The organism is Streptomyces sp. 11x1 (assembly GCF_032598905.1).
In the GTDB taxonomy this organism is placed as follows: domain Bacteria; phylum Actinomycetota; class Actinomycetes; order Streptomycetales; family Streptomycetaceae; genus Streptomyces.
In genome coordinates, this window is the sequence record NZ_CP122458.1 from 1,302,113 (window position 1) to 1,329,020 (window position 26,908).

Here is a 26,908-nt window from a genome sequence, read left to right on the forward strand (position 1 = left end):
TGCGTTCTCGCCTTCTCCTGGAAACGGCTGTACGTGGATCCGGGGCGTCACGAGATGCCCAGCTGGTTGTCGATGAGGTCGAAGATCTCGTCGTGCGAGGCGGACTCGATGTGGTCCGCGGTGACCTGGCCGGCGGGTTCGGTGGCTTCGAGGCGGGCCAGCACCTCGCGCAGCCGCTGCGAGAGCCGGTCGCGGTCGGGGGCGTCCGGCGCGAGGCCGGCGACCAGCTCCGCGAACCGGTCCAGCTCCGCGAGCGGCGCGGACGCCTTGGCCGGGCCGGGCCGGCCGGTGGTGACCGCAAGGTGGCGGGCCAGTACGTCGGGGGTGGGGTGGTCGAAGACCATGCCCGCCGGCAGCCGGACTCCGGTCGCGGCCGACAGCCGGTTGCGCAGCTCGACGCCGGTGAGGGAGTCGAAGCCGAGTTCCTTGAACGCCCGGGTGGGCTGGACCAGTTCGGGCGAGGGATGGCCGAGGACGGCCGCCGCGTGGCCGCGCACCAGGTCCAGCAGCGCGGCGTGGGCGTCCGCCTCGGACAGCCCGGCGAGCCGTTCGGCGAGGCCTGCGGCCCGGCCGCCGCCGTCGCCGTTCGCCGCGGCGGCCCGCCGACGCGGCGCCCGGACCAGTCCGCTGAGCAGCGCCGGTACGTCCTGCCCGCTGCCGGCGCGCAGCGCGGCGGTGTCCAGTCGCGCGGCCAGCAGATAGGCGTCCTCGCCGCGCAGGGCCGCGTCGAAGAGGGCCAGCCCTTCCTCGGAGGTCAGGGGGGTGACGCCGCTGCGGTTCATCCGCCGTAGGTCCACGTCCCCGAGATGGCCGGTCATACCGCTGCGTTCCTCCCACATGCCCCAGCCGATGGAGAGGCCCGGCAGGCCCTCGGCGCGGCGGCGTGCGGCGAGCGCGTCCAGGGCGGCGTTGGCGGCCGCGTAGTTGGCCTGCCCGCCACCGCCGAGCAGGGCCGCGGCGGAGGAGAACAGGACGAAGGCGGCGAGGTCGTGGTCCCGGGTCAGCTCGTGCAGGTTCACCGCCGCGTCCGTCTTCGGACGCAGTACGCGCTCCAACTGGTCGGCGGTGAGGGAGGAGACCACGGCGTCGTCGAGCACACCGGCGGCGTGCACCACGAACGTCAGCGGGTGCTCCGCCGGTATGCCGGCCAGGACCTCGGCGAGCCGGTCGCGGTCGGCGGCGTCGCAGGCGACGACACTCACCTCCGCGCCGAGCGCGGCCAGTTCCTCGCACAGCTCGGCCGCGCCGGGGGCGTCGGGGCCGCTGCGGCTGGTCAGCAGCAGGTGCCGTATCCCGTGTTCGGCGACGAGGTGACGGGCCACCAGACGGCCGAGGGTGCCGGTGCCGCCGGTGATCAGAGCGGTGCCGTCGGGGTTCGGGGCGGCGGGCGGCAGCAGCACGTTCTTGCCGGTGTGCCGGGCCTGGCCGACGTACCGGAACGCCTCGGGAGCCCGCCGTACGTCCCAGCAGGTGAGCGGCAGCGGGGAGAGCGTGCCCTGCCGGAACAGGCCGAGGATCAGGTCGAGCGTCTGCGCGATCCGTTCCGGGCCCGCCTCCGCCAGGTCGTACGCCCGGTAGCGGACCCCGGGGTGGGCGGCGGCCACGGTGTCGGCGTCGCGGATGTCGGTCTTGCCCATCTCCAGGAAGCGCCCGCCGCGCGGCAGCAGCCGCAGGGAGGCGTCCACGAACTCCCGTGCCAGGCAGTCCAGTACGACGTCTGCGCCACGTCCGCCGGTCGCGTCGAGGAAGAGGTCGGCGAAGTCGAGGGTGCGGGAGGAGGCGATGTGGGTGTCGTCGAGGCCGAGGCCGCGCAGGACGTCCCACTTGCCGGGGCTCGCGGTGCCGTACACCTCGGCCCCGGCGTGCCGGGCGAGCTGGACGGCGGCCATGCCGACACCGCCGGCCGCGGAGTGCACCACGACGGTCTCCCCCGCTTTCAGGCCGCCGAGGTCGAACAGTCCGTAGTGGGCGGTGAGGAAGGCGATGGGCACGGTGGCGGCCTGGGCGTAGGACCAGCCGGGCGGTATCGGGGCGAGGGTGCGCCGGTCGGCGACCGCGACGGGGCCGAAGGCGCCGCCGAAGACACCGAACACACGGTCGCCGGGGGCGAGGTCGGTCACGCCGGAGCCGGTCTCCAGGACGGTGCCCGCCCCTTCGCTGCCGAGGATCCGCTGGTCGGGGGCGAGGCCGAGGCAGACCGCGATGTCCCGGAAGTTCAGGCCGGCGGCCCGGACGGCCACCCGGACCTCGCCGGGGGCCAGCGGGGCACCCGCCTCCGGGGACGGTACGAGCGCGAGGGCGTCGAGGCTGCCCTCACCGGTGGTGTCCAGCCGCCAGAGCGCTTCGCCGGCCGGCGGTGTCAGCGTGCCGGGCCGCCCTGCCCGCGCCAGCCGGGGTACGAGCGGGTTTCCCGCGCGGGCGGCGAGCTGCGGTTCCCGCGTGGCGAGGGCCAGACCGAGCAGGTGGGACAGGGCCTCCGCCGACTCGGCGGTGTCGTCCAGGTCCAGCAGGACGAAGCGGTCCGGGTGTTCGGTCTGGGCTGCCCGGACCAGTCCCCAGGCGGCGGCCTGTGCCGGGTCGGCGGGGTGTCCGCCGCTCCCGGTCGCGACCGCGTTCCGGGTGACGACCACCAGGGGGGCCTCGCCGGAGCGGGGGTCGGACGGCCACCGCTGGACGACCGCGAGGGTGGCGGCCGCGGTGTCCCGGACGCGGGCGGCCTCGTCGGGGCCGGTGGCGGTGGGGCAGCTCCAGACGACCGCCGTGGGCTGCGCGCCGGAGCCGGTGTCGTCGAGGTCCACCCAGCCGGTGAGCGGGGCGGTGGCTCCGATGCCGGGGGCCGGTGTCCAGTCGAGGCGGTACAGGCCGTCCCGGCCCGCCGCGGCCGCCGCCAGCAGGTCCGGGGAGAGCGGGCGCAGCACCAACGACTCGGCGGACAGCACCGGCTGCCCGGTCGGGTCCCAGGCGTCCAGGCTCACGGCGTCGGGCCCGGCCGGGCCGATCCGGACGCGCAGTGCCGCGGCCCCGGTGGCGTGGGCGGTGACGCCGTTCCAGGAGAAGGGCAGCCGGGCGGGGCCGGGCCGGTCGTCGAGGAGGGCGGACGCCTGGAGGGCGCCGTCCAGCAGGGCCGGGTGGACGAGGTAACCGTCGCTGTCCGACTGCCGTTCGAGCGCGACCTCGGCGTAGACGTCGGTGCCGTCGCGCCAGGCGGCGCGCAGCCCCTGGAAGGCGGGGCCGTAGCGGTAGCCGGCCTCGGCGAAACGGTCGTACACGCCGTCCAGGTCGACCGGCTCGGTGCCGGCCGGCGGCCAGGTGGCGGGCGCGGACGGGCCGTCGGCGCCGTCGCCGGGGGCGAGGGTGCCGGTGGCGTGCGGGGTCCAGTCCGCGCCGGGGTCGGTCTCGGCCCGGGAGTACAGGCCGAGGGTTCGCCTGCCGCCGTCGTCGGGCGGGCCGAGGCGCAGTTGGACGTGGACGGCGTCCCGCTCGGGGAGGATCAGCGGGGCCTGGAGGGTCAGTTCGTCGACGAGGGCGCTGTCGGCCTCGTCGGCGGCGCTCAGGGCGAGTTCCAGGAAGGCGGTGCCGGGGAGCAGGTTCGTCCCGGAGACGACATGGTCGGCCAGCCACGGGTGCGTCCGGGTCGACAGCCGCCCGGTGAGGAGCCGCTCCCCGGAGTCGGCCAGATCGACGCTGGCGCCCAGCAGCGGGTGATCCGTGGCGCCCAGCCCGGCGGCGGACACGTCCCCGGTGCGGACGGGGGCGTCGAGCCAGTAGCGGGTGCGCTGGAAGGCATAGGTCGGCAGGTCCGCCGGCCGGCTCGTGCGGCCGAGGGCCGCCGGCCAGTCGACGGGCACGCCCTGGACATGGGCCTCGCCCAGCGACAGCAGCAGCCGGTCCCGGCCTCCGTCGTCGCGGCGCAGCGAGCCGACGACCACGCCCGTGACGGCGCCGTCCTCCAGGACCTCCTGGACGGCCGGGGCGAGCACGGGGTGCGGGCTCGACTCGACGAAGGTGGTGAATCCGGCGCCGGTCAGGGCCCGGACGGCGGGCTCGAACTCGACCGTGCCCCGCAGGTTGCGGAACCAGTAGTCGGCGGTGAGTTCGGGCCCCTCGATCCAGTCGGCCTCCAGGGTGGAGAACATCCGGGTGCCCGCCGTGGCGGGGGTGATGTCGGCGAGGACGTCGAGCAGTTCGGCGCGCAGGGGGTCCATCTCGGCGGAGTGGGACGCGTAGTCGACCTCGATGCGGCGGGCGCGTACGCCGTCCTTCTCGCAGGAGGCGAGGAGTTCGGCGAGGGCCACGCTCTCGCCCGCGACCACGGTGGAGCGCGGGCCGTTCACGGCGGCGACCGAGATCCTCTCGCCCCAGCCGGCCAGCAGCTCGCGGGTGCGGTCGGCGGGCAGCGCCACCGAGGCCATGCCGCCGTGCCCGGCGACGGCGCGCAGCAGCCTGCTGCGCAGGGCGACGACCTTGGCGCCGTCCTCCAGGGTGAGCGCCCCGGCGACGACAGCCGCCGCGATCTCGCCCTGGCTGTGGCCGAGTACGGCGTCCGGCTCGACGCCGAAGGACCGCCAGGTCTCGGCCAGCGACACCATGACGGCCCACAGCGCGGGCTGGACCACGTCCACCCGCTCCAGGTCCGTGGCGGAGGCCAGGACCCCGGTCAGGGACCAGTCGACGTGCGGGGCGAGGGCGCGTTCGCAGGCGGCCATGCGGGCGGCGAACACCGGCGAGGAGTCGAGCAGGTCCAGTGCCATGCCGGTCCACTGGGCGCCCTGGCCGGGGAAGACGAACACGGTGCGCCCGACGGCGGTGGCGGTGCCCCGGGCCACGGTGGCGAGGGGTGCGTCGGCTGCCAGGGCCCGCAGTCCGGCGGTCAGTTGCTCGCGGTCGCCGACGAGGACGGCCCGGTGGTCGTGCCGGGTGCGGGTGGTGGCGAGGGCCAGGCCGATGGCGGCGGCGTGCCCGGGGTGGGCGTCGGCGTGGCCGGCGAGCCGTTCGGCCTGGGCGCGCAGGGCTTCGGGGGTGTGGCCGGAGAGGACCCAGGGGACGGCGGGTTCCTCGGGGGGCGCGGGCTCCGTGACGTCCTCGTCGACGTGCTCCAGCACCAGGTGGGCGTTGGTGCCGCTCATGCCGAAGGAGGAGACTCCGGCGCGGCGGGGCCGGTCGGGGCCGGCGGGCCAGGAGCGCTCCTCGGTGAGCAGTTCCACCGCCCCGGCGGACCAGTCGACCTGCGGGGTCGGGGCGTCCACGTGCAGCGTCCGGGGCAGCACCCCGTGCCGCATCGCCTCCACCATCTTGATGACACCGCCCACGCCGGCGGCCGCCGAGGTGTGTCCGATGTTCGACTTCAACGACCCCAGCCACAGCGGCTGTTCCCGGTCCTGGCCGTAGGTGGCCAGCACCGCCTGCGCCTCGATCGGGTCCCCGAGCCGGGTTCCGGTGCCGTGCGCCTCGACGGCGTCCACGTCACCGGGTGAGAGCCGGGCGTCGGCGAGCGCCGCGCGGATCACGCGCTGCTGCGAGGGACCGTTGGGCGCGGTGAGCCCGTTGCTGGCGCCGTCCTGGTTGACCGCGCTGCCCCGCACGAGGGCCAGCACCCGGTGGCCGTTGCGGCGGGCGTCGGACAACCGCTCCAGCAGCACCATGCCCACGCCCTCGCCGAAGCCGACGCCGTCGGCGGCCGCGGCGAAGGGCTTGGAGCGGCCGTCGGAGGCAAGGCCACGCTGGCGGCTGAACTCGACGAACAGTTCGGGGCTGGACATGACGGTGACGCCACCGGCCAGGGCGAGTCCGCACTCGCCGGAGCGCAGCGCGCGCACCGCAAGATGCAGGGCGACCAGCGAGGACGAGCACGCCGTGTCGACGGTCACCGCCGGGCCCTCCAGGCCCAGGACGTAGGCGACGCGGCCGGAGACGACACTGCCCGAGTTGCCGGCGCCGAGGAAGCCCTCGACCTCCTCGGGGATGTGGGGCAGGAGCCGGGCCGCGTAGTCCTGGTGCATGACGCCGACGAAGACGCCGGTCGCGGTGGAGCGCAGCGTCGCCGGGTCGATGCCCGCGCGCTCCAGCGTCTCCCAGGAGGTCTCCAGCAGGAGCCTCTGCTGCGGGTCCATCGCGAGGGCCTCGCGGGGCGAGATGCCGAAGAAGCCCGCGTCGAACTCCGCCGCGTCGTACAGGAAGCCGCCTTCGCGCGCGTACGAGGTGCCGTGGCGTTCGCTGTCGGGGTCGTAGAGGGCGTCCAGGTCCCAGCCGCGGTCGGCCGGGAAGGCGGCGATGCCGTCGGTGCCGGTGGAGACCAGGTTCCACAGGTCCTCGGGCGAGCGGACGCCGCCGGGGTAGCGGCAGCCCATGGCGACGACGGCGATCGGGTCCTCGTCGGTCGCCGCTCCGCCGCCGCCGGCGGCCGTGACGGAGGTCGGCACGCGGCCGGTGTCCGCGCCCAGCAGTTCGCCGCCGAGGTGGGCCGCGAGAACCTCGGGGGTCGGGTGGTCGAAGACGAGGGTGGCGGGCAGCCGCAGTCCGGTGGCGTTGCCGAGGCGGTTGCGGAGGTCGACGGCGGCCAGCGAGTCGAAGCCGAGGTCCCGGAAGGCGCGGCCCGCCTCGACGGCCTCGGGCGACGGGTGGCCGAGCACGGCGGCGACCTGACCCCGGACCAGGTCGAGGAGTTCGCGGCGGCGGCCGGGGGCGTCCAGGGCGGCGAGCCGCTCGGCCAGGGGGCCCCGGTCACCCTCACCGTCGGTCGCGGAGGCCGGGGCGGCCTGGCGGCGGGCGGGCAGCCGGACCACGCCGTGCAGCAGACGGGGTACGGGTTCGCTCTCGGCGCGGGCGCGCAGCGCGGCCGTGTCCAGCCTGAGGGCCACCAGCAGCGGTTCGTCGACGGTGAGCGCGGAGTCGAGAAGAGCGAGGCCCTGCGCGTCGGTCAGCGGCGGCAGGCCCGAGCGGGCGATACGGCGGACCTCGTCGTCGCCGAGGTGCCCGGTCATGGCGCTGCGCCGCTCCCACAGCGTCCAGGCGACGGACCGCCCGGCCAGGCCCTGGGCCCTGCGGTGGTGGGCCAGGGCGTCCAGGAAGGCGTTGGCGGCGGCGTAGTTGCCCTGTCCGGGGCCGCCGAAGGTACCGGCGGCGGAGGAGAAGAGCACGAACGCCGCGAGGTCCAGGCCGGCGGTGAGCCGGTGCAGGTTGAGTGCCGCGTCGGTCTTGGGCCGCAGGACGGCGTCGACCCGCTCGGGGGTGAGCGAGGAGACGACTCCGTCGTCGAGCACTCCGGCGGCGTGTATGACGGCCGTCAACGGATGCCGTACGCCGGCCAGGACCTCGGCGAGCCGCTTCGCGTCGGCCGCGTCGCAGGCGACGACGCTCACCTCCGCACCGAGTGCGGCCAGTTCGTCGCGCAGTTCGGCCGCACCGGGGGCGTCCGGGCCACTGCGGCTGGTCAGCAGCAGGTGCCGTACGCCGTGTCCGGTGACGAGGTGACGGGCGACGCGGGCGCCGAGCAGACCGGTGCCGCCGGTGATCAGGACGGTGCCGTCGGGGTCCAGGGGCGGGGCCGCGTCGTCGTCCCGTACGGGGATCCTGGCCAGCCTGGGGACGAGGACCTCGGAGCCGCGCACCGCGAACTGCGTCTCGCCGGTGGCGGTGAGCACGGCGGCGAGGGCGGCCGGCAGGTCGGCGTCCGGGTCGAGGTCGACGAGGTGCAGGCGGTCCGGGTGCTCGGTCTGCGCGGAGCGCACCAGCCCCCACACCGCGCTGTGCGGCAGGTTCGGCACGTCCTCGCCGGGCCGGGCGGCGATCGCGCCGCGCGTGACCAGGACGAGCCGTGCCCCGGTGAACCGGTCGTCGGCGAGCCAGTCCTGGACGAGGGCGAGGGCGTCGTGCACCGCGGTGCGGGTGGTGTCGGCGAGCCCGTCGGCCTGGTCGTCCGGGGCCGCGCCGAGGTCGGCGAGGACGAACTCCGGCAGGGGCCCGTCGGCGTCGCGGAGCGCGGCGAGGTCCGCGTGGTGGGCGACTCCCCGGGTGTCCTCGGTGGGGCCCAGGACCGCCCAGGAGGCCGCCGTGGGGCCGGGCACCGGGCGGACCGGCGTCCAGCCGAGGCGGAACAGGGAGTCGTGGTGGCGTCCGGCGGTTGGAGCCGTGAAACTCCCGGTGCCGACCGGCCGCAGGGCCAGGCCCGCCACGGTCAGGACGGGCCGTCCGGCCTGGTCGAGGGCGCGCAGTGTCACCGTGTCGGGACCGGCCGGGGTGATGCGCATCCGCAGACCGGTCGCGCCCTGCGCGTGGAGGACGGCCCCGGTCCAGACGAACGGCATCCGGCCCTCGGCGGCCTCGCCGAGGCCGGTCGCGTGCAGGGCGCCGTCGAGGAGCGCGGGATGCAGCCCGAACCGTGCGGCCTCGGCCTGCAGCTCCGACGGCAGGCTCGCCTCCGCGAACACCTCCTCCCCCAGCCGCCACGCCGCACGCAGCCCCTGGAACGCCGGCCCGTACGCGAAGCCGCCCTCCGCGAAGCGCTCGTACAGCCCGTCCAGTTCCACGGGGACCGCGCCGGCCGGCGGCCACACCGCGGGATCGCCCGGGGCCGCCTCCTCGGTGGCGGGACCCAGCAGCCCCCGGGCGTGGCACGTCCACGGCAGGTCGTCGGTGCCGTCCGGGCGGGCGTGCAGGCTCAGCGGGCGACGCCCGTCCCGGTCGGGGGCGCCGACGGCGAGTTGTACAGCGACGCCGCCCTCCGGGGGCAGGACGAGCGGGGCCTCCAGAGTGAGTTCCTCGACCTGGCCGCAGCCGACCTGGTCGCCCGCGCGGACCGCCAGCTCCAGGAAGGCGGTGCCGGGCAGCAGGGCGGCGGCACGGACGGCGTGGTCGGCGAGCCAGGGGTGGGTGCGGGTGGAGAGACGGCCGGTGAGGAGCAGTCCGTCCCCGTCGGCGAGGGCGACGACCGCACCGAGCAGCGGGTGGTCGGCGGCGGCGAGCCCGGCCGAGGCCATGTCGCCCTGGGGCGCGGCGGAGTCCTCCAGCCAGTACCGGCGGCGCTGGAACGCGTACGTCGGCAGGTCGGCCCGGCGGGTGCGCCATCCGGCGTAGGCGGCACGCCAGTCGACGCGTACGCCGTGGACGTACAGCTCGCCGACGGCGGCGAGGAACCTGGCCCGGCCGCCGTCGTCCCGACGCAGCGTGCCGATGACCACCGCCTCGTCGGCCCCGGCCGCCCTGGCGGTCTCCTCCATCGGGACGGTGAGCACCGGGTGGGGGCTGACCTCGACGAGGACGTGGTGGCGGGCGGCCAGCAGGGCGCGGGTGGTCTGTTCGAACTCGACGGTCCGGCGCAGGTTGCGGTACCAGTAGCCGGCGTCGAGGCCGGTGGTGTCGAGCGGCTCGCCGGTGACGGTCGAGTAGAAAGGGATGTCGGAGGGGCGGGGGGTGATGTCGGCCAGCAGCCGGAGCAGTTCGTCGTGGATGCGCTCGACGTGGGCGCTGTGCGAGGCGTAGTCGACGGGGATCCGCCGGACTCTGAGGTCGCGGGCGGTGAGCCGGTCGATCAGGTCGTCCAGCGCCGGCCGGTCGCCGGAGACGACCACGGAGGCGGGCCCGTTGACGGCCGCGACGGACAGCCGGTCGTCCCCGTTGGCCAGCAGGGCGCGGACCTCGTCGACCGGCAGCGGCACGGACGCCATGCCGCCGGCCCCGGCGAGCGCGACGATGGCCCTGCTGCGCAGCGCGACGACCTTGGCGCCGTCCTCCAGGGACAGCGCCCCGGCGACCACGGCGGCGGCGATCTCGCCCTGGCTGTGCCCGGCGACCGCGGACGGCTCGACACCGTACGACCGCCACAGCGCGGCAAGCGACACCATCACGGCCCACAGCGCGGGCTGGACCACGTCGACGCGGTCCAGCGGCGGGGTGCCGGGGGCGTCGCGCAGTACGTCGGTCAGGGACCAGTCGGTGTGGGGGGCCAGGGCGCGTGCGCAGTCGGCGATCCGCTCCGCGAAGACGGGGGCGGTGTCGAGGAGTTCGGCTGCCATGCCGGTCCACTGCGAGCCCTGGCCGGGGAAGACGAACACGGTGTCGGCTCCGGGGGCGCCGGTCCCGCGGACCAGTCCCGGCTCGGGGGCGTCCTCGGCCAGGGCCCGCAGGCCGCGCAGGAACCCCTCCTCGTCGGCGGCGACCACGACGGCACGGTGTTCGAGGGCGGCCCGGGTGGTGGCCAGGGCGTGGCCGATGTCGAGGGGCCGTTGTCCGGGGTGCGTGTCGAGGTGGGCGGCGAGGCGGCGGGCCTGGGCGCACAGGGCCTCGCGGCTGCGGGCGGAGACGGGCCAGGGGAAGGCGGTCGGGCGGCCGGACTCGTCGGTGGCATCGGGCTCGTCGATGGTGTCGGGCTCGGTTCCCGGGGCCGTGGCCGACTCGGGCTCGGACTCGGGCTCGGCCTGTTCGAGGACGACGTGTCCATTGGTGCCGCTGATCCCGAAGGACGACACGGACGCCCGGCGCGGTGCACCGGTCTCCGGCCAGGGCACCGCCTCGGTGACCAGTTCCACCGCGCCCGAGGACCAGTCGACGGTGGGGGTGGGCCGCTCGGCGTGCAGGGTGGGCGGCACGACGCCCCGGCTCATCGCCATCACCATCTTGATGACACCGCCGACGCCCGCCGCGGCCTGGGTGTGGCCCATGTTGGACTTCAGCGAGCCGAGCAGCAGGGGCCGGTCGGCGGGCCGGTCCTGCCCGTACGTGGCCAGCAGGGCCTGTGCCTCGATGGGGTCGCCGAGCGGCGTACCGGTGCCGTGCGCCTCGACCACGTCGACGTCGGCGGGGGTGAGCCCGGCGTCGGCGAGCGCCCGTCGGATGACCCGCTGCTGGGCGGGCCCGTTGGGGGCGGTCAGGCGGCTGCTCGCGCCGTCCTGGTTGACGGCGGTGCCGCGTACCAGGGCGAGCACGGGGTGACCGTTGCGGCGGGCGTCGGAGAGCCGCTCCAGCAGGAGCATGCCGACGCCCTCGCCCCAGCCGGTGCCGTCGGCCCCTGCGGCGAAGGACTTGCAGCGGCCGTCGGCGGCGAGCCCGCCCTGCCGGCTCATCTCGACGAACGGCACCGGTGTCGACATGATCATGGCGCCGCCGGCCAGCGCCAGCCCGCACTCCTGGCGGCGCAGGGCCTGTGCGGCCAGGTGCAGGGCGACGAGGGAGGACGAGCAGGCCGTGTCCACCGTCACCGCCGGGCCCTCCAGGCCGAAGGTGTAGGAGAGGCGGCCGGAGGCGACGCTGTCGGAGTTGCCGTTGCCGATGTACCCCTGGATGTCGTCCGGGACCTGGCGCAGCCGTAGTCCGTAGTCCTGGTACATCACGCCGACGAAGACCCCGGTGTCGCTGCCGCGCAGCGCGCCCGGGTCGAGGCCCGCTCGTTCGAAGGCCTCCCAGGTGGTCTCCAGCAGCAGCCGCTGCTGCGGGTCCATGGCGAGCGCCTCGCGGGGCGAGATGCCGAAGAAGCCGGGGTCGAAGTCGGCGGCGTCGGTGAGGAATCCGCCTTCGGCGGCGTAGGTCGTGCCGGGGCGTTCCCGGTCGGGGTCGTGCAGGGCGCCGAGGTCCCAGCCTCGGTCGGCGGGGAAGCCGGCGACGGCGTCGGTGCCGGAGGCGACGAGCTGCCACAGCTCCTCGGGGGAGACGACGCCGCCCGGGTAGCGGCAGCCCATGCCGACGATGGCCACGGGTTCCTGCTGCCGGGCCTCCACCTCCTGCAGTCGGCGCCGGGTGCGGTGCAGGTCGGCCGCGACCCGCTTGAGGTAGTCGCGGAGCTTGTCGTCGTTGAGTGTGCCGTCAGTCACTGTGCACCGTCACCTTCGGGGCCTTCGTGCGGGAGGGGCCGGGCGTGGGGAGCCGCCGTCGCGCGGATGGGGGCAGGGGGTTCACGACATGCCGAGTTCGTTGTCGATGAACTCGAAGAGCTCGTCGTCGCTGGCCGTGTCCATCCGCTCCTCCAGGCGGTCCTGCGCCGCGCCACCGGTTCCCGGGCGCAGCCTGCTGATCAGTTCCTCGAGCCGGCCGAGCAGCTCCGGCCCGGCCGTGCCGTTGTCCAGGGCGCCTTCCAGCAGGCCGAGTTCGGCCAGGCCCGCGGTGTCGGCGGCGAGATCGGGTCCGGCGCTCTCGGGAGCGAGTTCGACGGACAGCTGGCGGGCGATGGCCGCTGAAGTGGGGTGGTCGAAGAGCAGGGTGGCGGGCAGCCTGAGGCCGGTGGCGGCGCCGAGCCGGTTGCGCAGTTCGACCGCGGTCAGCGAATCGAAGCCCAGTTCCAGCAGGCCGCGTTCGGCGTCCACCGAGGCGGGGCCGGGGTAGCCGAGCACGGTGGCGGCGTGCCCGCGCACCAGGTCGAGCAAGGTCCGTTCGCGCCGCTGCTCGGGCTGGCCGGCCAGGGTGCGGCGCAGGGTGTCGGCCGCGTCCGGGGCCGCCTCGCCGACCGCCGCGCTACGGCGGGCGGGCGGGCGCATGAGTCCGCGCAGCAGCGCCGGAACGCCGCCGGTGCCGGTCTGGGCGGCCAGGGCCCCGGTGTCCAGCCGCAGCGGCAGGACGACGGGTTCGCCGGTGGCGTTGGCCGAGTCGAACAGGGCCGCGCCCTCGGCCGGGGAGAAGGCGACGATGCCGCCGCGGGCGATGCGCCGGAAGTCGGCCTCGTCGAGGCCTCCGCTCATGCCGCCCTTGTTCGCCCACAGGCCCCAGGCGAGCGACGCGGCCGGCAGGCCGTTCGCCCGGCGGTGGTGGGCCAGCGCGTCCAGGAAGGCGTTGGCCGCCGCGTAGTTGCCCTGGCCCATGCCACCGAAGATCCCGGCGATGGAGGAGAACACCACGAACGCCGACAGGTCCATGCCCTCGGTCAGCTCGTGGAGGTTCCAGGCCGCGTCGACCTTGGGCCGCAGGGCGGTGTCCAGCCGGGCCGGCGTCATCGCGTCCACGACCCCGTCGGCGATGGTCCCCGCCGCGTGCACGACGGCGGTCAGCGGGTGGGCCTCCGGCAGCGAGCCGAGCAGCCGGGCCAGTGCGTCCCGGTCGGCGGCGTCGCAGGCCACGACCTCCGCGTGGGCGCCGAGTGCGGCGAGGTCGACGACCAGTTCGGCGGCGCCCTCGGCGGCGGGGCCCCGGCGGCTGGTGAGCAGCAGGCGCTTCACGCCGTGTTCGGCGACCAGGTGATGGGCGAGGACGGAGCCGATGGCGCCGGTGCCGCCGGTGATCAGGACCGTGCCGGGGCGTCCCCAGTCGGGTGTCTCCGACTGCTCGGCCGCGGGTACGCGGGCGAGCCGGGCGATGTGCGCACGGCCCTCGCGCAACGCCAGTTGGGGTTCGCCGGATGCGACGGCGGCGACGAGAGCGTCCCTGGAGGCCTCCGTCCCGTCGAGGTCGACGAGGACGAAACGGCCGGGGTTCTCGGTCTGCGCGGACCGCGCCAGCCCCCGTACGGCGGCGTGGGTCAGGTCCGGCGCGTCGCCGTCGGCGCTCGTCGGGACGCCGCCCCGGGTGACGAGCACCAGCTTGGCGTCGGCGAAGGTGTCGTCGGCCAGCCAGTCCTGTACGAGGGTGAGGGTCAGGCCGGTGACGTGCCGTACGGCGTCGGCCCTGCCCAGCCCCTCCGGTGCGGCGGGGACATGGGCGAGGACGGCCGTGGGCCGGGCGGCTCCCTCGGCGATCTCCCGGGAGAGCGCCTTGAGGTCGGTGGCGGAGCGGGTGATGCGGTGAGCCGCCCAGTCGGGTGCCTCGGCGCCGATGACGGCCCAGGCGTCGGAGCCGGCGTCGGCCGACTGGGGCAGTGTCGGCCATTCGAGGCGGTACAGGTCGTCGTGGTGCGCGGTCCGGGCGGCGCGCACCTGGTCCGGGGAGACCGGGCGGAGCACGAGGGACCGGATGGAGGCGACCGGTTGCCCGGCCGTGTCGGTGGCCTGGACGGAGACCGCGCTGTTGCCCGCGGGGGTCAGTCGGATGCGCAGGGCGCGGGCCCCGGAGGCGTGCAGGCGTATGCCGTTCCAGGAGAACGGCAGCCACCCCTGCTCGGTGCCTTCGAGGACGCCGAAGATCAGCGCGTGCAGGGCGCTGTCGAGGAGTGCGGGATGCAGCCCGAACCGCGCGGCCTCGGCCTGCTGTTCGGACGGCAGGCTCGCCTCCGCGTACACCTCGTCCCCGAGCCGCCACACCTCGCGCAGCCCCTGGAACGCGGGTCCGTATCCGAAGCCGCCTTCGGCGAACCGCTCGTACAGCCCGTCCAGTTCCACGGGCTCCGCGCCGGCCGGCGGCCATGTCACGGGGTCGCCCCCCGGTGCCTCCTCGGTGGCGGGGACCAGCAGCCCCCGGGCGTGGCAGGTCCACGGCTGGTCGGCGGACGAGGCGTCCTCGGCGCGGGTGTGGACGCTGACCGGCCGGGCGCCCGAGGCGTCCGGCGCGCCGACGGAGAGCTGGAGGACCACCGCGCCGCGCGCGGGGATCACCAGCGGGGCCTCCAGGGTGAGTTCCTCGACCTGGCCGCAGCCGACCTGGTCACCCGCCCGTACCGCCAGTTCGAGCAGGGCGGTGGCCGGGAGGAGGGCGGTGCCGTAGACGCCGTGGTCGGCCAGCCACGGGTGGGTGCGTACCGACAGCCGGCTGGTGAACAGGACCCCGTCGGTGTCGGCGAGCGGGACGGCCGCGCCCAGCAGCGGGTGATCGGCCGGGAGGAGCCCGGCGGCGGCCATGCCGCCGGCCGGTGCGGTGGCCTCCAGCCAGTAGCGCTCGCGCTGGAAGGCGTAGGTGGGCAGGTCGACGCGCCCGGTCGTGCCGGTGGCGCCGGCGTCCAGCACCGTCGGCCAGTCCACCGCCGTACCCCGGACGTGGAGGTGGGCGAGTGCGTCGGTCACGGCACGGGACTCCGGCCGGTCCTTGCGCAGCAGCGGCACCAGGGCGCCCGCGGCCGACGGGTCCGCGAGGTCCGCCGGGTTCTCGGCGAGGCAGTCGCGTCCCATGGCGGTCAGCGAGCCGTCGGGACCGAGTTCGAGGTAGGTGACGGCGCCCTCGGCGGCGAGCCGCCGCATGCCGTCGTGGAAGCGCACCGTCTCACGAACGTGCCGCACCCAGTACTCGGGCGACATCAGCTGCTCGGGGGTGGCCAGTTCACCGGTGACGTCGGAGACCAGGGGGATGAGCGGCGCCCGGAGGTCCAGGCGCTCGGCGACCCGCCGGAACTCGTCGAGCATGCCGTCCATGTGCGGCGAGTGGAACGCGTGGCTGACGGTGAGCCGCCGGGCCTTGCCGCCGCGTGCGCGCCACTGCTCGGCGATGTCCAGGACGGCGTCCTCGTCGCCGGAGACGACGACGGAGGCCGGACCGTTGACGGCGGCCACCGCGACCCGGCCCTCGTGGGAGGCGAGCAGTCCGGCGGCGTCCTCCTCGGAGGCGGTCAGCGCGACCATGGCGCCGCCCTCGGGCAGTGCCTGCATCAGCCGGCCCCGGGCGGCGACCAGTGCGGCGGCGTCGGGCGCCGACAGCACCCCGGCCACATGCGCGGCCGCCAGTTCGCCGATCGAGTGCCCGAACAGCAGGTCCGGCACCACGCCCCAGTGTTCTACGAGACGGAAGAGGGCGACCTCGATCGCGAAGAGCGCCGGCTGTGTGTACTCCGTGCGGTCCAGCAGGGCCGCCTCGGGCGACCCGGCGGGGGCGAAGGCCACCTCGCGCAGCGGCCGGTCGAGCAGCGGGGCGAACTCGGCGCAGATCGCGTCGAAGGCGTCCGCGAAGACCGGGTGGCGGGCGTACAGTTCGGCGCCCGTCCCGGCGCGCTGGCTGCCCTGCCCGGCGAAGAGGAACGCGGTCCGGCCCACCACGGCCGTGCCCTGCGTGACGCCGGGCGCGCCGCCGGCGGCGGCGAGCGCCTTGAGGCCGTCGAGCAGCGCCTCGCGGTTGTCGCCCACGACGGCGCCCCGGTACTCGAAGGCGCTGCGGCCCGTGGCCAGCGTGAGTGCGACGTCGGCCGGACGCAGGGCGGGACGGGCGTCGACGTGCTCCAGCAGCCGCCCGGCCTGGGCCCGCAGGGCGACCCGGCTGCGCGCCGACAGCAGCCACGGCACCACGGCGGCCGCGCCGTCGCCGTCGCCGGGCTCGTCCTGCTCCCCGGCGGGCCGCTCGTCGGCGCCCACCGGAGCCGTCACGCCGTCCTGCATGTGCTCGTCCGGGACGTGTTCCAGGATCGTGTGCGCGTTGGTGCCGCTGACGCCGAAGGACGAGATCGCGGCCCGGCGCGGTCGCCCGTGGTCGGGCCAGGGGGTGTCCTCGGTGAGCAGCGACACGGCGCCCGCCGACCAGTCGACGAACGGGGTCGGTGCGTCGACGTGGAGGGTCCGCGGCAGGACTCCGTGCCGCATGGCCAGCACCATCTTCTGCAGGCCCGCGATGCCGGCGGCGGCCTGGGCGTGCCCGATGTTGGACTTCAGCGAGCCGAGCAGCAGCGGCCGGTCCGCGGGGCGGTCCTGGCCGTACGTCGCGAGCAGCGCCTGCGCCTCGATCGGGTCACCGAGCCGGGTGCCCGTACCGTGCGCCTCCACCGCGTCGACATCCGCGCTGTCGAGCCCTGCGGAGGCGAGGGCCTGGCGGATGACGCGCTGCTGGGAAGGGCCGTTGGGGGCGGTGAGACCGTTGCTGGCGCCGTCCTGGTTGACCGCCGAGCCCCGCACCAGGGCGAGCACCGGGTGGCCGTTGCGCCGGGCGTCGGAGAGCCGTTCCAGGACGACCATGCCGGCGCCCTCGGCCCAGGCGGTGCCGTCGGCCGCGGCGGCGAAGGGCTTGCAGCGGCCGTCGGCGGCGAGCCCGCGCTGCCTGCTGAACTCGATGAACGCGCCGGGGGTGGACATCACCGTGACACCGCCCGCGAGGGCGAGCGAGCACTCGCCGCCGCGCAGCGCCTGGGCCGCGAGGTGCACGGCGACCAGCGAGGACGAGCAGGCCGTGTCGACGGTGACCGCCGGTCCTTCGAGGCCGAGGGTGTAGGCGATCCGGCCGGAGGCGACGCTGCCCGCGCTGCCGATGCCGAGGTAGCCCTCGATCTCCTCGGTGGGCTGCTGGACGCGGGAGCCGTAGTCGCGGTAGCTGGAGCCCACGAAGACCCCGGCCCGGCTGCCCTTCAGTGACGCCGGGTCGATACCGGCCCGTTCGAACGCCTCCCAGGAGATCTCCAGGAGCAGCCGCTGCTGCGGGTCGATCGCCAGCGCCTCACGCGGTGAGATCCCGAAGAACGCCGGGTCGAAGTGGTCCGCGTCGTGCAGGAAGCCGCCATGGCGGGCGTACGTCCGGCCGACCTTCCCCGGGTCGGGGTCGTACAGCTCGTCGAGGTCCCAGCCCCGGCCGGTGGGGAACTCGGTGATGGCGTCGGAGCCCGACGTCACCAGCCGCCACAGGTCCTCCGGGGTCGTGACGCCGCCGGGGTAGCGGCAGCTCATCGCGACGACGGCGATGGCGTCGTCGTCGGCCACCGCGGCCGGCGCGGATGCGGTGGCCGGTACGGGTGCCGTACCGCCGAGTTCGGACCGTACGTGGTCCACCAGGGCGGTGACGGTGGGGTGGTCGAAGACCAGGGTGACCGACAGGCGCAGTCCGGTGGCCTCGGAGAGCCGGTTGCGCAGGTCGACCGCGGTGAGCGAGTCGAAGCCGAGGTCCTTGAAGACCCGGTCGGGGTCGATGCCGGCGGGGTCGGGGTAGCCGAGGACGGCGGCGACCTCGGTGGCGACCAGGCGGGTCAGTTCCTCCTGCCGCTCCTGTGCGGACAGGGCCGCGAGGCGGGCGGCGAGGGAGTCCGCCTCCGTCTCCTGCCGGTCGGCGCCGCCGGCGGCCAGGATGTCGCGGGCGTCGGGCAGGTCGCGCAGGGCGGCGCTGGGCCGCAGGGCGGTGTAGGCCGGCACGAAGCGGTCCCAGGCGAAGTCGCAGAGCACCAGCCTGGGCTCGGACCGGCCCATGGCCTGTTCCAGGGCGGTGACCGCCAACTCCGGGTCCATCGGCGGAAGCCCGTTGCGCACCAGCCGTTCGCGGGCCGAGTCGGCGGCGCTGTCCCCCGCCCACAGGCCCCAGGCCACGGAGGTGGCCGGCAGACCGAGCGAGCGCCGCTGCTCGGCGAGGGCGTCCAGGAACGCGTTGGCCGCGGCGTAGCTGCCCTGTCCGGTGCCGCCGAGGGTGCCGGCGAGCGAGGAGAACAGGACGAACGCGGTCAGGTCCAGGTCGCGGGTGAGGGCGTCCAGGTTGAGGGCGGCGTCCATCTTGGGGCGCAGGACCCCGGCGGCCCGCTCGGGGGTGAGGGTGTCGAGGACGCCGTCGTCCAGGAGGCCGGCGGCGTGCACGACGGTGCGCAGGGGGCGGTCGTCGGGGATGTCAGCGAGCAGGGCGGCGAGGGCGTCCCGGTCGGCGGCGTCGCAGGCGGCGACCGTCGTCTCGGCGCCGAGGCCGGCGAGTTCGGCGACCAGTTCCGCCGCACCGGGCGTGTCGGGGCCGCGGCGGCCGGTGAGCAGCAGGTGCCGGGCGCCGGAACGGGCGAGCCGGCGGGCGACGTGGGCGCCGAGGGCGCCGGTGCCGCCGGTGATCAGCACCGTGCCGTCGAGCTCGAAGGCGTCCGCCGTCGTCTCCTCGGCCGGCCGGGCCCGGACGAGCCTGCGGCCGTAGACGCCCGAGGGCCGGATCGCGATCTGGTCCTCGCCGTCGAGATCCGCCAGTACGGCGGCCAGCCTGGTGCCGGCGCGTTCGTCCAGGTCTGAGGGCAGATCGAGCATTCCGGCCCAGCGTTCCGGGTACTCCACGCCGGCCACGGCGCCGAGTCCCCACAAAGTCGCCTGGGCGGGTGCGGTGAGGGCGTCGGAGCGTCCGACGGACACCGCGCCCGAGGTCGCGGACCACAGGGGGGCGTTGATCCCGGCGTCGCCGAGCGCCTGGAGGAGGGTGGTGGTGAGGGCGAGCCCGGTCGGCAGAGACGTCCCGTCGGTGTACGGCTGCTCGGCGAGGGCGAGCAGCGAGAGCACGCCGCCGTCCGGGGCGGTCGCGGCGCCCAGCCGGGCGGCGAGTTCGGCCCGGTCGGTGCCGGTGGTGCCGATCTCGACGGGTACGGCGGTGGCGCCGTGCCGTTCGAGGGCGCGCAGCGCGCCCGCCGCGACGGGGTGGCCGGCGGCGCCGGTCGGTACGACGACCCACCAGGTGCCGGTGAGGGCGGGGGTGCCGGGGGTGAGGTGCAGGGGCTTGAAGGTGACGTGGTAGCGCCAGCCGTCGATGATGGTGCGACCGCGGCGGCCGCGCTGCCAGTCGGCGAGCGCGGGGAGCACCCCGTCGAGGGAGGCACGGGCGGTCGCGTCCTCGTCCGGCAGGTTCAGCGCGGCGGCGACGGCGGGCAGGTCGTGCCGTTCGACGGCGTCCCAGAAGGCCGTGTCGGCGGGCTGGGCACCGCCCTCCCCCACAGCGGGTGCCGTCGTCGGCTCCAGCCAGTACCGCCGGCGCTGGAAGGCGTAGGTGGGCAGTTCGACGGGGCGGGCGTCGGTGCCCGCGAACACGGCCCGCCAGTCCACCGGGACACCGTGGACGTGCGGCCCGGCGAGCGCGGTCAGGAACCGGCCGGGGCCGCCGTCGTCGGTGTGCAGCGTGCCCGTGACGAGCCCGGCGACCTCCGCCGCCTCCAGGCTCTTCTCCACCCACACCGCCAGCACCGGGTGCGGGCTGACTTCGACGAAGGTGTCATGGCCGGCGTCGATCAGCGCGGCGACCGCGCGGTGGAACTCCACGGGCTCGCGGAGGTTGCGGTACCAGTACGCGGTGTCCAGGGCCGTGGTGTCGAGGGCGCCGCCGGTGACGGTGGAGTAGAAGGTGATGTCGGTCCGGCGCGGTGTCACCCCGGCGAGGGCGTCCAGCAGTTCCCGGCGCAACCCGTCCACCTGGGGCGAGTGCCCGGCGAAGGTGACGCCCGGGATCATCCAGCGCATGACGCCGTCCTCGGACAGCCGGTCGCCGAACTCCTCCAGGGCCTCCGGGTCGCCGGAGACGGTCACGGCGGCGGGCCCGTTCACGGCGGCGACGGACAGCCGGTCGTCCCAGGGCGCCATCCGCTCGCGCACCTGGTCGTCCGGGAGCGCGACGAAGAGCATCGCGCCCCGGTCGACCAGCGTGGTCAGGATCCGGCTGCGCAGGGCGACGATCCTGGCGCCGTCCTCCAGGGAGATCGCCCCCGCCACCACGCCGGCGGCGATCTCCCCCTGGCTGTGCCCGATCACCGCCGACGGCTCGACACCGCAGGACCGCCAGAGCGCGGCCAGCGACACCATCACCGAGAACAGCACCGGCTGGACCACGTCGACCCGGTCGAGCGGCGGGCTGTCGGGTTCCCCGCGCAGCACATCGGTCAACGACCAGTCCACGTACGGCGACAGAGCCCGCTCGCACTGCGCCACCCGCTCCGCGAAGACCGGGGCCGAGTCCAGCAGCTCCACCGCCATGCCCGCCCACTGCGAACCCTGACCGGGAAAGACGAAGACGGTACGGCCCGGCGTGGCCGCGGTGCCGTGGACCACCGCGGGGTCGTTCTGTCCGGCGGCGAGTGCGGCCAGGCCCGTGAGCAGGGTGGCCTGGTCGGTGCCGACGACGACGGCACGGTGTTCGAAGGCGGACCTGGCGGTGGCCAGGGTGAGGCCGACGTCGTGGGGCCGCAGTTCCGGACGGTCCGTCAGATGGGCGTGCAGCCGCGCGGCCTGCTCGCGCAGCGCTTCCGGGGTCCGGCCGGAGAGCAGCCACGGCACGACGGCCCCGGGGGCGTTGCCCTCGGGCGCCTCCCCCGGCTCCTCGCCGTACGGCTCCTCGATGATCACGTGGGCGTTGGTGCCGCTGAGCCCGAAGGAGGAGACGCCGGCGCGGCGCGGGTGGCCGTTGCGGGTCCACGGCCGGGGCTCCGTCAGGAGTTCCACGGCGCCCACGGACCAGTCGACGTTGGGGGTCGGCTCCTCGGCGTGCAGGGTGCGGGGCAGTACGTCGTGGCGCATCGCCTCGACCATCTTGATGATCCCGGCGACGCCCGCGGCGGCCTGGCTGTGCCCGATGTTGGACTTCAGCGAGCCGAGCAGCAGCGGCCGGTGCGCGGGGCGGTCCTGGCCGTACGTCGCGAGCAGCGCCTGCGCCTCGATCGGGTCGCCGAGCCGGGTGCCCGTGCCGTGCGCCTCCACGACGTCGACCTCGGCCGGGGCCACGCCCGCGCCGGCCAGCGCGCTGCGGATGACCCGCTGCTGCGCCAGGCCGCTGGGGGCGGTCAGCCCGTTGCTGGCCCCGTCCTGGTTGACGGCCGAGCCCCGCACGAGGGCGAGCACACGGTGGCCGTTGCGGCGGGCGTCCGACAGCCGCTCCAGGAGCAGCAGTCCGACGCCTTCGGCCATGCCGAAGCCGTCGGCGTCGGCGCCGAAGGACTTGCAGCGGCCGTCCGCGGCGAGACCGCGCTGTCGGCTGAAGCCGGTGAAGGACAGCGGGGTGCCCATGACGGTCACACCGCCCGCGAGCGCCAGGGAGCACTCGCCGGAGCGCAGGGCCTGGGCCGCCAGGTGCACGGCGACCAGCGAGGACGAGCAGGCCGTGTCGACGGTGACCGCCGGTCCTTCGAGGCCGAGGGTGTAGGCGATCCGGCCGGACAGAATGCTGGTGGAGATACCGGCGATGAGGTGCCCCTCCACCTCCTCGGGTACGTCGCTCAGGCCGCCGTAGCCCTGGTAGGCGGCGCCGGCGAACACGCCGACCTGTCCGCCGCGCAGGGAGGCGGGGTCGATGCCGGCCCGCTCCAGGGCCTCCCAGGAGGTCTCCAGGAGCAGCCGCTGCTGCGGGTCCATGGCCAGCGCCTCGCGCGGCGAGATCCCGAAGAAGGCGGGGTCGAACTGCCCCGCGTCGTAGAGGAATCCGCCTTCGGAGCTGTAGGTCGTACCGGGCCGGTCGGGGTCGGTGTCGTAGAGGCCGTCCAGGTCCCAGCCGCGGTCGGCGGGCAGTGCGGAGATGACGTCCCGGCCCTCGGCGACGAGCCGCCAGAGGTCCTCCGGGGTGCGGACGTCACCGGGGTAGCGGCAGCTCATGCCGACGATGGCGATCGGGTCGTCGGCGTCGGCGAGCACATGGGCGGGCACGGCCGGCACGGCCGGGGCGGCCGTGTCGGGGCCGAGGAGTTCCTCGCGCAGATGCCGGGCGAGCGCGTCGGCCGAGGCGTAGTCGAAGAGGACCGTGAGCGGGAGCCGCAGACCGGTGGCGGCGTTGAGCCGGTTGCGCATCTCCACGGCGGTCAGCGAGTCGAAGCCCAGTTCACGGAACGCGCGTTCGGGAGCGATGGCATCGGCGGAGCCGTGGCCGAGCACGGCGGCCGCGTGGCCGCGTACGAGGTCGGTGAGCAGGCGGTCGCGGTCGGCGGGGGGCAGGTCCGCGATGCGGTCGCGCAGCGAGGAGGCGGTGTCGTCGCCGTCCTGGCCGGGCGCGGTCTCCTCGGCGAGCGCGCGGCGGACCTCGGGCAGGTCGCCGATGAGCGGGCTGGGCCGGGCCGAGGTGAACACGGGCGCGAAGCGGTCCCAGTCGACGGCGGTGACGAGGACGACGGTCTCGTCGTCGGTCAGGACCTGCTGGAGCCCGGTCAGTGCGACCTGGGGGGCCATGAAGGGGATGCCCCGGCTGCGCAGTTGCTCCTCGACGAGGTTGGCGGCCATGCCCGCGCCGCCCTCGGGGTCCCAGATGCCCCACACCACGGAGGTGGCGGTGCGGCCCCGGGCCCGGCGCCGGTCCGCGAGCGCGTCGAGGTGGGCGTTGGCGGCGGCGTACGCGCCGTGGTCGCCGCTGCCCCAGACGCCGGAGATGGAGGAGAACAGGACGAAGGAGTCCAGGTCGTCCCGGTCGAAGACGGCGTCGAGGTTCTCCGCGCCGGCGACCTTGGCGTAGAGGATGTCGGCGAACTCGTCGGGGTCGGTGTCGGACAGCGGCACGAGCAGGCCCGTGCCGGCGGCGTGGATGACGGCCCTGATCCGGGTGCCGTCCTGTTCGAGCCCGGCCACCAGTTCGGCGAGCCGGTCGCGGTCGGCGACGTCGCAGGCGGCGACGGTGACCCGGGTGCCGAGCGCGGTCAGCTCGGCGGTGAGGTCGGCCGCGCCGGGGGTGTCGGCGCCCCGGCGGCCGACCAGCACGAGGTGCTCGGCACCGCCCTCGGCCAGCCAGCGCGCGAGGTGCGCGCCCACGCCGCCGGTGCCGCCGGTGACCAGGACCGTGCCGCGCGGCTGCCAGGCGTCCGCGCGGGCGGGGTCGGCGGGCCGGGCGCGGACCAGCCGCCGGCCGTACGCGCCGGAGTGGCGTACGGCGACCTGGTCCTCGTCGTCCCGGCCGGCCAGGACGCCGCACAGCCGGCCGGCGGCCCGCTCGTCGAGCGTGTCGGGCAGGTCGACCAGACCACCCCAGCGCTGCGGGTGCTCCAGCGCGGCGCACCGGCCGAGGCCCCAGACCATGTGCTGTCCGGGACTGGTCACCGCGTCGTCGCGGCCCGTCGTGACCGCCCCCCGGGTGGCGCACCAGAGCGGGGCGGTGACGCCGGCGTCGCCCAGGGCCTGCACGAGGGTCAGGGTGAGCGCGAGGCCGAGGGGAAGGTGGGGGTGGCTCGGGTGGGGGCGCTCGTCGAGGGCGACCAGGGAGAGGACGCCGTGGACGGGGCCGGTGCTCGCCTCGGCCAGGTGCGCGGTCAGCGCGGCCCGGTCGGCGTGGGCCTCGGTCAGGACGACGGGCACGGGGACAGCGCCGGCCTCGCGCAGCGCCCGGACCACGGCGTCCCGCGCCGGGTCGCCCTCCGTGCCGTCGGTGACCGCCACCAGCCAGGTGCCGGTCGGGGCGTCGGCGGTGCGGCCGGCCGGGGCGTCGGCGAGGGGCCGCCAGTCGACCCGGTAGCGCCAGGAGTCCACAGTCGCGCGTTCGTCGCGCCGCCTGCGCCAGTCGGCCAGGGCGGGCAGGACGACGGTCAGTGGATCCTCGGGGCGGACGCCGAGCGTCGTGGTGAGCGCCGGGAGGTCCTGTCCGCCGACGCTCTCCCAGAAGGCGGCGTCCGCCGGGTCGGTGGCGGCGGTGTCCTCGGCGTCGGCCGAAGGCCGTTCCAGCCAGTACCTGCGCCGTTGGAAGGGGTACGTGGGCAGGTCGACGGTGTCGCCCGGGTGCCCGGCGAGCAGGGTGTCCCAGTCCGGCGCGAGTCCGCCGGTGTGGGCCTCGGCCAGGGAGAGCAGGAACCGGTCCAGGCCGCCCTGCTCGCGGCGGAGGGTGCCGACGGCGACGGCGTCGGACTCCTCGGCCTCGGCGGTCTGGCTGATGCCGACGGTGAGCACCGGGTGGGCGCTGGACTCGACGAAGAAGCGGAAGCCCTGGGCGAGCAGGGTGCGGGTGGCCTCCTCGAACCGCACGGTCTGCCGCAGGTTGCGATACCAGTACTCGGCGTCCAGCGCGCCGGAGTCCTGCCAGTTCAGGTCCACGGTGGAGAAGAACGGCACCTGGCCGGCTGTCGGCTCGATGTCCGCGAGGCACTCCAGAAGCCGTTCGCGGATCTCCTCGACGTGCGCGGAGTGGGAGGCGTAGTCGACGGGGATGCGACGGGCCCGTACGTCCTCGGCCTGGAACTCGGCCACCACGCCGTCGATCGCCTCGGTGTCGCCCGACAGCACCGTGGCGGCCGGGCCGTTGGCGGCGGCCACGAAGAGCCTGCCGTCCCACTGCCCAAGGCGGTCGGTCAGGTCCTCGGGCGGCAGCGGCACGGAGGCCATGCCGCCCCGTCCGGCGAGGGCGGTCAGTGCCTGGCTGCGCAGGGCGACGACCTTGGCTCCGTCCTCAAGGGACAGGGCTCCGGCGACCACGGCGGCGGCGATCTCGCCCTGGGAGTGGCCGAGCACGGCGTCCGGTTCCACACCGGCCGAGCGCCACAGCGCAGCCAGGGAGACCATCACGGCCCACAGCGCGGGCTGGACCACGTCGACACGGTCCAGCGGCGGGGTGCCGGCGTCGCCGCGCAGGACGGCGGCGAGCGACCAGTCCACGTGCGGGGCGAGGGCGCGTTCGCAGGCGGCCATGCGGGCGGCGAAGACCGGCGAGGAGTCGAGCAGGCCGAGTGCCATGCCGGTCCACTGGGAGCCCTGGCCGGGGAAGACGAACACGGTGCGGCCCGCGGGTCCCGCGACACCGCGGACCACCCCCGCGGCCTCGCCGCCGGTCACCAGGCCGGTGAGTCCCGTACGGAAGCCGTCCGGGTCGCCCGCGACGACCACCGCGCGGTGCTCGAACGCCGACCGGCCGGTGGCGAGGGCCCGTGCGACGGCGCCGGGACGGAGGCCGGGGTCCGCGTCGAGCAGGTCGACGAGGGGGAGCAGCTGCCGTGCCCGTTCGGTCAGCGCCTCCTCGCTGCGGGCGGAGAGCACCCAGGGCACCAGCGGCAGTGGCGTCGGGTCACCGGACTCGGTGGCCCGGGTGGTGTCGTCGGGTTCGGTGGTCCTGACGGTCTCGTCGGGCTCGGTGGGGGTGGCGGGGGCGGAGTCCTCCGCCGGGGGTGCCTCTTCCAGGATCACGTGGGCGTTGGTGCCGCTCACGCCGAATCCGGACACGGCGGCGCGGCGGGGGTGCTCGGGGCCGGTGGGCCAGGAACGCTGTTCGGTCAGCAGCCGGACCGCGCCGGAGGACCAGTCGACCTGCGGGGAGGGCGCGTCCACGTGCAGCGTCCGGGGCAGCACCCCGTGCCGCATCGCCTGCACCATCTTGATCACGCCACCCACCCCGGCGGCCGCCGAGGAGTGCCCGATGTTCGACTTCAACGACCCCAGCCACAGCGGCTCTTCACGGTCCTGGCCGTACGTCGCGAGCAGCGCCTGCGCCTCGATCGGGTCACCCAGCCGGGTTCCCGTGCCGTGCGCCTCCACCGCGTCCACATCACCCGGCAGCAGCCGCGCGTCCGCCAGCGCGGCCCGGATCACCCGCTGCTGCGACGGACCGTTCGGTGCCGTCAGACCGTTGCTCGCCCCGTCCTGGTTCACCGCGCTGCCCCGCACCACCGCCAGCACCCGACGACCGTGGCGGCGCGCGTCCGACAACCGCTCCAGCAGCAGCACCCCCGCGCCCTCTGACCACGAGGTGCCGTCGGCGCCGGCCGCGAAGGCCTTGCAGCGGCCGTCGGGTGCCAGGGCGCGCTGGCGGCTGAACGCGACGAAGGGGTCCGGGTGCGGCATGACGGTGACACCGCACGCGAGGGCGAGGGAGCACTCGCCGGAGCGCAGCGCCCGTATCGCGAGATGCAGGGCGACCAGCGAGGACGAGCAGGCGGTGTCGACCGTCACCGCCGGGCCCTCCAGGCCCAGGGTGTAGGAGATCCGGCCGGAGATCACACTGCCGGCGGTGCCGGTGTGGAGCAGGCCCTGGACGTCGGACTGGTCTCGGGAGCCGTCACCGTAGCCGTTGGTCATGGCGCCGACGAAGACGCCGGTCGGGGTGCCCTTCAGGGCCGCCGGGTCGATGCCCGCGCGTTCCAGTGTCTCCCAGGAGGTCTCCAGGAGAAGCCGCTGCTGCGGGTCGGTGGCGAGGGCCTCGCGCGGTGACATGCCGAAGAACGCGGCGTCGAACTCCCCCGCCCGGTGCAGGAATCCGCCGTGCCGGGTGTAGGAGGTGCCCGGCCGGTCGGGGTCCGGGTCGTAGAGGGCGGCCGTGTCCCAGCCCCGGTCGGCCGGCCATTCGGAGATGGCGTCGGTGCCGGAGGACACCAGGTCCCACAGCTGCTCGGGGTCGTCGGCGCCACCGGGGTAGCGGCAGCTCATCGAGACGATCGCGATGGGCTCGTGCCTGGCGTCCTCCTCCTCGCGCAGCCGCTGGCGCGCCTGCCCGAGGTCAGCGGTCGCCCGCCTGAGGTACTCAAGAAGCTTCTGTTCGTCCGGCATCTTCGCGGTGC

At 75.7% G+C, this 26,908-nt stretch carries 2 protein-coding genes; both read right to left on the minus strand.

Annotated features, from left to right (window positions below):
- Positions 1 to 47: 47 nt before the first annotated feature.
- Positions 48 to 11,801 carry an SDR family NAD(P)-dependent oxidoreductase gene (locus tag P8T65_RS06035; RefSeq protein ID WP_316724341.1) on the minus strand — a complete coding sequence of 3,918 codons (11,754 nt, stop codon included), beginning with the start codon at positions 11,799 to 11,801 and terminating at the stop codon, positions 48 to 50.
- A gap of 81 nt (positions 11,802 to 11,882) precedes the next feature.
- The gene (locus P8T65_RS06040; protein WP_316724342.1) at positions 11,883 to 26,897 is read right to left on the minus strand and encodes a type I polyketide synthase; all 15,015 of its coding nucleotides are present in this window, start codon (positions 26,895 to 26,897) and stop codon (positions 11,883 to 11,885) included.
- Between the last annotated feature and the right edge of the window lie 11 nt (positions 26,898 to 26,908).

What these genes read in the sequence shown, in the direction of transcription:
- P8T65_RS06040 (WP_316724342.1), bottom strand. Translation starts at nt 26,897, where the DNA reads ATGCCGGACGAACAGAAGCTTCTTGAGTACCTCAGGCGGGCGACCGCT.